This is a genomic window from Chitinophaga sp. (assembly GCF_036566945.1).
In the GTDB taxonomy this organism is placed as follows: Bacteria; Bacteroidota; Bacteroidia; order Chitinophagales; family Chitinophagaceae; genus Chitinophaga.
Window position 1 is genome coordinate 1 of the sequence record NZ_DATCVJ010000933.1, and the last position, 9,958, is coordinate 9,958.

General features: G+C 45.9%; 7 protein-coding genes. 4 read left to right on the forward strand and 3 right to left on the reverse strand.

Annotated elements, in window-relative coordinates:
• A partial coding sequence (locus VIP81_RS28010; protein WP_331969291.1) for a SusC/RagA family TonB-linked outer membrane protein occupies window positions 1–2,953 on the reverse strand: 2,953 nt, incomplete at its 3' end.
• Between the two features lie 325 nt (window positions 2,954–3,278).
• Here VIP81_RS28010 and VIP81_RS28015 point away from each other — a divergent pair.
• Together VIP81_RS28015 and VIP81_RS28020 are read left to right on the forward strand one after the other, a co-directional pair.
• Complete coding sequence (locus tag VIP81_RS28015; protein WP_331969294.1) at window positions 3,279–4,100, forward strand: thymidylate synthase; 822 nt, start codon at window positions 3,279–3,281, stop codon at window positions 4,098–4,100.
• A gap of 10 nt (window positions 4,101–4,110) precedes the next feature.
• Complete coding sequence (locus VIP81_RS28020) at window positions 4,111–4,602, forward strand: dihydrofolate reductase (RefSeq protein ID WP_331969298.1); 492 nt, start codon at window positions 4,111–4,113, stop codon at window positions 4,600–4,602.
• A gap of 68 nt (window positions 4,603–4,670) precedes the next feature.
• Here the strand turns inward: VIP81_RS28020 and dnaG are convergent, their stop codons facing one another.
• Window positions 4,671–6,638 (reverse strand): DNA primase, encoded by a 1,968-nt coding sequence (dnaG, locus tag VIP81_RS28025; protein WP_331969301.1) that lies wholly within the window; start codon window positions 6,636–6,638, stop codon window positions 4,671–4,673.
• 206 nt (window positions 6,639–6,844) lie between these two features.
• On the opposite strand from dnaG, the gene VIP81_RS28030 reads away from it, so the two are divergent.
• On the forward strand, window positions 6,845–8,017 hold the full coding sequence (locus tag VIP81_RS28030) for an acetyl-CoA C-acyltransferase (protein ID WP_331969303.1): 1,173 nt from the start codon (window positions 6,845–6,847) through the stop codon (window positions 8,015–8,017).
• Between the two features lie 95 nt (window positions 8,018–8,112).
• On the opposite strand, the gene VIP81_RS28035 is transcribed toward VIP81_RS28030, so the two are convergent.
• Complete coding sequence (locus tag VIP81_RS28035; protein WP_331969306.1) at window positions 8,113–8,724, reverse strand: hypothetical protein; 612 nt, start codon at window positions 8,722–8,724, stop codon at window positions 8,113–8,115.
• 186 nt (window positions 8,725–8,910) lie between these two features.
• Here VIP81_RS28035 and VIP81_RS28040 point away from each other — a divergent pair, with 186 nt between their 5' ends.
• Window positions 8,911–9,906, forward strand: a complete 996-nt coding sequence (locus VIP81_RS28040) for a pyruvate dehydrogenase complex E1 component subunit beta (RefSeq protein ID WP_349258200.1) — start codon at window positions 8,911–8,913, stop codon at window positions 9,904–9,906.
• Window positions 9,907–9,958: the final 52 nt, after the last annotated feature.

Genomic DNA, 9,958 nt, shown 5'->3' on the forward strand with positions numbered 1-9,958 from the left:
GAAAAGGCATCACATCTACGCCAGTTGATAACCCAATACTACCACGGCTTTGAGAGGTAGTGATGGTGTTACTGCCGAAGTTGGATACTTCCGGATCATAACCAATATACTTAGTCCACGTAAAGAAGTTATTGGCGGAAACACCCAGGCGTATAGCCCTGATGTTTTTTGTATTTTTCATAGGAAGATTGTAATAAATACCTATCTCACGGATACGTACATACGAAGCGTCTTGTACGTAGATGGAAGCATCACCAGCTCCCGGACGGTAAAGCCCTGCCTTGGTGCCTTTCATAGGCTCGTCGAAGTCAGGTGAAGTGGAACCGATATCGGTCAGTAACTGCGTCAGGTTAATATTATCGCCTCCTTTTTTCCAATGAATGAGGAATCGTAAAGACCAGTTTTTGTACAATGTCACTTCATTGAAAAAGCTCATCTGGAATTTAGGTTCAGAGTTGCCGATCAGCTTCAGCGCACCATCCACAGTACCTTTGATCTGCGTGGCCGGTTCTCCCTGTTCGAGATAGAAAGTTCCCAGCGAATTACCAAAGGCGCCTATGGCGTAAGGTGGAATAATCAGACTGGTGACTTTGGAACGGTTAAACCAGAAATTCACGGTACTGTTCCAGCGGAGATTGGCCTTATTTACCGGGATAACGGTCAGCCCCAGTTCCATACCCTGGTTTTTCAGGTCTCCACTGTTTTTCCACTCATTGGCATAACCGCTGGAGCCAGGCAAGGCATGGCGCAACAATACATCATAAATATTTTTGTTGTAGTAGCTGGCCTCCAGGCTAATACGACCATTCAGTACACTGATGTCCAGCCCTGTTTCAAATTCTGCCTGTCGCTCTGGCTTGATATCCGGATTACCTTGCAGGTTATCTACCAGTACCCCGGGATACCCGCCAATATTGCTTCCCAGCATAGCGGTAAACTTACTGCCATATGGCGGCACATTGCCGGACTGGCCGTAAGCAGCGCGGATCTTGAAGTTATCAATAGCAGCAATATTCCAGAATTTCATTTTGGTCAGATTCCACGAAAAGGCGCCTTTAGGGAAAATATAGTACTTCAGGTAGTCGCCATTATTGGTAGACCGGTCGAAACGTACGCCGGCACTGAGGGTGATGGCATCAATGATCGAAAGGTCTTCCTGTATAAACAAACCATTATCACGGTACTTCTGCCGGAACTGCCGCGTAGCCGTATTGGCGCTGGCATCCAGGTTACTTTGTCCGGACACCAGGTTGGTAGCGGTAGTCACAATGTTGTCCATGAAACCCGTTTCCAGTGTGGCACCTGCGGTACTGGTTAAACTGAGGTTAGGATTGGGCGTAAAGGTATTGACAAGAAAACCGGCAATGTTGGTGTTGGTATTATTGGTATTTCCCTGAATAGAATGCCCCTGCAGGTTGTTGGCTTCAAACTGTAAGTTACGGGGAAACAGTGCCGCCGTTTTAAAATTGAAATAATCCAGACCTCCACGTGCGATGAAGCGGGTAGTGGAACGATCATTCTGTTGCAAGCGTGCTTCGAGATTCACACCACCTACGAAGCGGTTGGTTTGTTCGTTGTTGCTGCTAAGGTCGCGGGTTTGCAGCGGGTTGGAAGCCGCAAAAGGATTGTCAGGATATTCGCCCAATGCATTAGGATGCAGGTCCACAAAGTCCGGGGTGGAAGATAAGGCCACGCCATAGGATACACCGTTGTTATCATTGTTGGTAAGCCCTCTGTCGGCAGAAGAACCTATATAATTCGTAGTAACGCCAATGAATATACGATCACTGATTTTATGGTCTATATTCAGTCGCACGGAATTGTTGAAATACCCGGTATTTTTTACAATGCCGGCTTCCTGTCTTCTGTTTCCGGAAAGATAGAAGGTGGTTTTTTCACTACCACCGCTGAGCGAAACGCCGGAGTTCAATACCAGCCCGGTTTGACCAAACATTTCTTTTTCATAGTCATAGATCTTGCCGGCATTTTGAGCAGCGGTAAACTGCGCTTTGTATGCATTCCGTTTGGCTTGTACAGCGGGATCGGGGTTATCTGCAGAACCAGCCAGATCGGCGGCTGCATCCGCGGTAAAGGTACGTACGCCCATAAGATGTCTTACCTGGGTAAAACCTACTTCCTGGTTTACGCTGAACTTTGTTTTACCGGTTTTACCTTTTTTAGTGGTGATGATAATTACACCGGCAGCTGCTTTGGCGCCATACATGGCGGCGGCAGAAGCACCTTTCAGGATCTCAATATTTTCAATGTCTTCAGGGTTCAGATCCGCAATGCGGCTGGAGGGGTTATCCTGGTTATTGGGGTTGCCTGCGGTAGCGGCGCCGGTAACATCATTTAATCCGGCCGGAATACTGCTGTTGTTAAAAAAAATACCGTCTACTACATACAACGGCTGTGAGTTACCAAATATGGATGTAATACCTCTCATTTTTACAGAAATACCACCACCGGGAGCCCCTGAATTGGCAGTAATCAGGGCGCCGGGGACTTTACCACTGAGGGCGGCATCAAAAGTCTGGGCAGGCGCCACACCATTTAATTCCTTACCTGAAATAGTGGCCACGGCATTGGCAAGGTTGCTTCGCTTTACATTGGTGGCCAAACCCGTTACCACAATCTCTTCCAGCCGGGCAAAATCTTCTTCTATGGAGATATTAAATACGGTTTCACCGGGTTTTAGCTGAAGGGTTTGTGTCTTGTATCCGGTGTAACTCACCAGTAAACTGGTGGTACCGGCAGGAACAGCCAGCGTGAACTGGCCAACGGCATCTGTGATAGTACCTTTGTTCGTGTTGGGAACCCGAACCGTGACACCGGGTATAGGTTTGCCACTCACGGCATCCTTTACTTTTCCGGAAATGTTTTGTTGCGCAAATAGTGCCAGGGTACTGCACAGGCATAGCAGTACCAGCAAGCTGGATTTTGGTAGAAGCATAGCTTGTTTGGTTTAGATAAATGATGATGTGGTAAAACAGGTTATCTTATCATATAGCTGACAGCAGATTTTGTTGATTAAAAGGACTAATTAGTTTGATTTTGGTTGCATTATTAAAAACTATCTTCGTTGTAATTTCCCGACCGGATTGGCTAACACAGGTTTTTCAGTACGTCGTCCGGGGATGGGATTCTCATTAAGCCGATCTTGTTGTAACGTTGAATTATTATAGCAGATTACGAAATTTTAGAGGTATTTCGATTTTTTTTGTTTGACTTAATTATGTTATATTTTTTCGACAGTAAACTTCGTAAATTGCGGCCTTATGGATCAGTATCTATCTTTATTACAACATATTATCAGAGAGGGCGCCGTTAAAACTGACCGCACCGGAACCGGTACTACCAGCTGCTTTGGTTACCAGATGCGTTTTAATTTACAGGAAGGATTCCCCGTGGTCACCACCAAAAAACTCCATCTTAAATCTATTATATACGAATTATTATGGTTTTTGAAAGGCGATACCAATACCGCCTGGCTAAAAGAACATGGTGTGAGCATCTGGGATGAGTGGGCCGATAAAAACGGCGATTTGGGCCCCGTTTACGGCAAGCAATGGCGCAGTTGGGAAACCCGTAGCGGAAAAGTAATAGACCAGATTACGGAGGCGGTAAACACCATTAAAAACAATCCTGACTCCCGCCGCATCATCGTGAACGCATGGAATGTAGGCGAACTGTCAGAAATGGCACTCAGCCCCTGTCATTGCCTGTTCCAGTTTTATGTAACCCCGGCAGATGCCTCCAAAGGAGAAACCCGCGGTAAACTAAGCTGTCAGCTCTATCAACGCAGCGCCGACGTATTCCTGGGCGTACCTTTCAACATCGCCTCTTATGCACTGTTAACCATGATGATGGCTCAGGTCTGTAACCTCGATGCCGGCGACTTTATACACACTTTCGGAGATGTACATCTTTACAGCAACCATATAGATCAGGCGAACCTGCAATTAAGCAGATCTCCGTTCCCGCTGCCGGTAATGAAAATCAACCCGGACGTAAAAGATATTTTTTCTTTTAAGTATGAAGATTTTGAACTGGTTAACTATCAGTTTCATCCAGCCATTAAAGCTCCGGTAGCTATATAACCTTCTCCATATGCGTATATCCATTATCGTAGCTGCATCGGACAATAATGTTATTGGGATCAATAATATGCTGCCATGGCGCTTACCAACGGATCTTAAATATTTTAAATCCACTACCTTGGGCAAACCCATTGTCATGGGACGCAAAACATTTGAATCCCTGGGCAAAGCCCTGCCAGGCAGACCCAATATCGTAATCACCCGCCAACCGGATTATGAGCCGGAAGGTGCTTATGTAGTCAGCTCTATTAAAGACGGCATCGCCAAAGCAAAAACGTTTGAAGGAGAAGAACTGTTTATTACCGGCGGTTCCCAGATCTTCGAACAGGCATGGCCGTTAATTGAACGGATCTACCTCACCCGCGTATACGCAGTGGTACCCGGGGATGCATTTTTTCCACAAATAGATGGGGGAGAATTTGAACTGGTCAGCGATGAACGCCATGAAGCAGATGAAAAAAATCAGTATCCGTTTTCCTTCCAGGTATGGGAGCGAATCTAAGATAGTAGTATAAAAAAATAACCCACGGTGCTATACCGTGGGTTATTTTTTTATACTAACGTAAACGGTTATTTGAAAACAACGGTACCCATACCATTGGTCAGTTCTTTTTCGAGAGAGTTCAGGTGCTTCTGCATTTCCAGGCAAGCCATGATCTGATCCATATCAGTCGCTTTCTTCGCTTCCTCCTGATTTTCGTAGATCAGCTTTTTGATCTTACGGAGAATAAGATAGTTGGTCGTGGAGATGGTATCTTTCAGATAAGCATTATCTCCATATACACAATCAATTTCAAAACGGTCTTTCCAGTTCATACTGAGATCCGCTTCCTTATCTTCCAGGATGTTGGCAATTTGTTTGGACAATACCTGGTCTTCATGATAAAGGAACCATTTCTTATCCTGCAGATTACCGGTATCATACAGCACTTTATATTCCCTTAAAATCCTTTTCACCACTTCACTTTCTGCCAGTGCTTCAAAGTCGTAGGGGAGGTGGAAGATATAATCTGCCACCGTATTATTTTCTTCTTCACTAAATGGTTTGTCCCCAAAGCGGAGTAAAATTTTCACCAGCTCTTTCTCCTGTTTTTCATGGCCGTTGATCAGCGATTCTACGGAGATGCCCGTCTCCGCCGCTTCCATGGCTGCAATAGCCTCTTCACTGAGTCCATCATCATCCGGAGCGGGGTGATTACGGGCGTGAGCCTGTTCCCGTTTGACAAGCCGGTCGCGGATAAATTTATTGACCAGCTGAATCAGTCCCTGCTCATCAATATGCAGTAACTGACTACACTGACGGATATAATCCTGCTGCCGCGTAAAATCTTCTGCCTTATCAATTTTGGAAATGGTTTCGGCAATTTCATTTACCAGCTGTGATTTTTTATTACTGTCGGCGCCTGCTTCCTGCATGCTCAGCTGCAGTTTAAACAGCACGAAGTCCTGCTTATTCTCTTTGATGAATTCACGGAACGCTTCTGCACCTATCTTCTGTACATAACTGTCCGGATCTTCTTTATCCGGCAGCAATACCAGCTTCACGTTCAGCCCTTCTTCGATGGCCATATCCAGCCCGCGAAGTGCGGCCTTCACACCGGCACTGTCACCATCATAAAGGATGGTGAGGTTGTTGGTATATTTCTTTATCAACCGGAGCTGATCCTGCGTCAGCGAAGTACCGCTGGACGCTACCACGTTTTCCACACCCGCCTGGTGCAAAGATACCACGTCGGTATAGCCTTCTACGAGTAAACATTCATTGAGCTTATCAATGGCATGCCGCGCAAAGTAGGTACCATAAAGTACCCGGCTCTTTACATAGATCTCGTTTTCAGGGGAGTTGATGTATTTTGGCGCCCGGTCCGATTTTACCAGGATACGTGCACCAAAACCTAATATCTTACCGGATTGGTTGTGAATAGGAAAGATGACACGGCCACGGTAATTATCCGCCGGCTGATCATTACGGATGGTGACCAGCCCCGTTTTTTGCAGGTACTCCAGGTTATACCCCTTATCCAATGCTGATTTTGCAAAGGAGTCAAAGGTATTCATACAGTAGCCCAGCTGGAACTTTTTGATCGTTTCTTCCGTAAATCCGCGTTCTTCAAAGTAACTCAGCCCTACATTCTGCCCTTCTTCTTTGTTGAAAAGTACGTCTGTAAAATATTCGCGGGCGTAGTTGTTGATGATAAACAAACTATCCGCCATGAGCTGATGCTGTTTCAGCTCAGGACTCACCTCTGTTTCTTCCAGCTCTACCTGGTAACGTTGTGCCAGCCACCGCAGCGCTTCTACATAGGAGTACTTTTCGTGCTCCATGATAAAGCTGATGGAATTGCCGCTGGCGCCGCAACCAAAGCATTTATAAATTTCCTTACCCGGTGAAACTGTGAAAGAAGGGGACTTTTCGTTGTGAAACGGACACAAACCCAGATAGTTGGCGCCCCTTTTTTTCAGTTTAACGAAGGAGCCCACTATTTCCACAATATCTATGCGGCTGAGGATCTGTTGTATGGAGTTTTGAGATATCACGCAACTGCAAACATACGGAAATTGATAATTATGAGAGGCGAATAGATCTTATCAACTATATGGTATTTTCTTAAAGTAGCTTAGACAGTGACGAATCAAATGAAGTTAATGGCGCAGAAGATCCTATCTCCTGCGCCATTTTTGTTCCCCCATCTTTCCTTATATTTGGTAGATTATAAACTAGCCAAATCAATCTTATTTATCAGATGAAAGAAGTATTTATAGTAGCTACCGCCCGCACCCCTATAGGTTCCTTTAATGGCGCATTGGCAGGTATTCCGGCTACACAGCTCGGTGCTACCGTGATCAAAGCAGTATTGGAAAGAGCCGGTATTGCCGCAGCGGAAGTGAATGAAGTGTATATGGGCAATGTGCTCAGCGCCAACCTGGGACAGGCGCCTGCCAATCAGGCCAGTCTGGCAGCAGGCGTGCCCAATAGTGTACCCTGTACCACTGTTAATAAGGTATGTGCCTCCGGTATGAAAGCAATCATGCTCGGAGCGCAAAGCATTATGCTGGGTGACAATGATGTAGTCGTGGCCGGTGGCATGGAAAACATGAGCGCAGCGCCTTATTACCTGGATAAAGCCCGCACCGGGTATAAACTGGGCCATGGAAATATTATAGATGGTATTATCCGGGATGGTCTCTGGGACCCTTATAAGGATTTCCATATGGGGAATGCGGCAGAACTGTGTGCTACCGAATATCATATTACCCGGGAAGACCAGGACGCCTACGCCATTGAAAGCTACAAGCGCGCAGCAGCTGCCTGGGAGAAAGGTTATTTTAAGGAAGAAGTAGTGCCGGTACAGGTGCCCGGTAAACAGGTGGTAACAGTGGCAGAAGATGAAGATTATAGAAAAGTCATCTTCGAAAAAGTACCTACCCTGAAACCAAGTTTTCAGAAAGATGGTACCATCACCGCTGCCAATGCTTCTAATATCAATGATGGCGCAGCAGCCGTGGTACTGGTAAGCGGAGAAAAACTGAAAGCACTGGGATTAAAACCACTGGCTAAAATCATCAGTTTTGCCGATGCTTCCCAGGCGCCTGAATGGTTTACCACTACACCGGTAAAAGCGATCAATAATGCCCTGGCCAAAGCCGGTATGCAAATAGGCGACATGGATTATGCAGAAGTAAACGAAGCATTTTCCTGTGTGCCTATCGCCAATGCAAAAGACCTGGGACTGCCACTCGATAAAGTAAATGTATGGGGCGGCGCCGTAGCCATGGGGCATCCTATCGGCTGCAGCGGCGCACGTATTGTGGTAACGCTCAATTCCATCCTGCATCAGCAGAATGCCCGCTACGGTGTAGCCGGTATCTGCAACGGCGGCGGGGGAGCAAGTGCGATTATTATCGAAAAAGTATAAATTTAGCTGTTAGCTTTTAGCTGTTAGCTTTTAGCAAAATGCAGCGAAGAACATGTATCTGTCAATCTTCGCTGCATTTTGCTAAAAGCTAAAAGCTAAAAGCTAACAGCTATCACCGTATCCCCCCGGTTCATTTGTATCCGCAAACTATCCTGCCCGCGTTTCGACATCTTCAGGGAATGCACTTCCGTTCTGGGGGCAATGACATCAGGTGTGATCTTCTCAAAAAATAAATATTTGTCTTCTACCAGGCTGTATACCGGGTAGGTAGATAAAATGCCGGTGGTTTTTGTTTGCAGGGCATAGTCATCATCAATAGGGTAGCGGTGAAACTCACTGTCGGATAACAGGGTAATAGTAGCTACCAGTGTGATAGTGCGCAGAAACGGAAGGAGTAATCCTATCAGTAACACAAAGGGAAAACCAAAAAAGCAGGCCAGATAAGCATACCGGGCATCGTTGTCGGGTTTCGTTAAACCATAGAGCAACATGCCGGTTCCGGCGTAGAGCGTAAAAAAGATCCTTTCTGTTTGGGTGCCTTTAAAGCCGTAACTATTCAGCATCAGGAGCAGGCATAGACCGGCAAAACAAGCCAGAACCAGGTGAATGTACCATAAAAGCACCTGGGCAACCGGGGCCTGGGCCTTTTTGATTTTAAAGGAAAGGGCAGCTAAAAAGCAGAGGGTCAGGATAGTAATGGTAATCATGACGGCAGGAAATTGTTGGCAGGCTTCAATAATGTTAAAAAATATAAATATATATAATTATTTTAATTAACCGCCAACAATGTGGGTGTCAGGGGCATAATAATTATTAATCGGGCGTTTACTTTGCTTTTTCGCTAACAAACAATATTTTTGCCCTGCCTTTCGATAAAGGCAATTAAACTTTCAATTAAGAATAGCATGCGTCAGATAGCTTTCAGACAAGCCTTAAGAGAAGCCCTGCAGGAGGAATTTCGCCGTGATGAACGGGTATTCCTTATGGGGGAGGAAGTAGCCGAATACAATGGTGCTTATAAAGTGAGCCAGGGAATGCTGGATGAGTTTGGTCCAAAACGCGTAATTGACACGCCGATCGCAGAACTTGGATTTACTGCCATTGGTGTAGGTGCTGCTCAGAACGGCCTGCGTCCGGTTCTTGAATTCATGACCTGGAACTTCGCCGTACTGGCGTTGGATCAGATCCTCAATACCGCTTCCAAAATGCTCGCGATGAGCGGTGGACAAGTGGGTTGCCCGATCGTTTTCCGCGGACCTAACGGTTCTGCAGGACAGCTCGGTGCACAACACTCTACTGCTTTCGAAAGCTACTATGCCAATATCCCCGGGCTGAAAGTAATATCCGTTTCTAACCCTTATGATGCAAAAGGTTTGCTCAAAGCGGCTATCCGCGACGACGATCCGGTTGTTTTCATGGAAAGTGAGTTAATGTACGGTGACATGGGTGAAGTACCTGAAGAAGAATACATCATCCCAATTGGTAAAGCAGATATTAAACGTGCAGGTAAAGATGTGACCATCGTTTCTTTCAACAAAATGATGAAAGTAGCATTGGGCGCAGCAGAAGAACTGGCAAAAGAAGGTATCGAAGCAGAAGTAATCGATTTGCGTACTATCCGTCCGCTGGATTGGTTCACCATCCTGGAATCTGTGAAGAAAACCAACCGCCTGGTGATCGTAGAAGAACAATGGCCTTTCGCCAGCATCTCTTCTGAAATCACTTACCGTATCCAGAAAGAAGGTTTCGACTACCTGGATGCACCTATCCGCCGTATTACTGCACAGGATGCTCCTATGCACTATGCGCCTAACCTGGTAAAACAGTACCTCCCCGATGTAGAGCGTACCGTGAAACTGGTGAAAGAAGTAATGTACATGAAGAAATAGCTGTTAGCCATTAGCTTTTAGCTTTTAGTCACCAGCGAATATTATAAAAAGA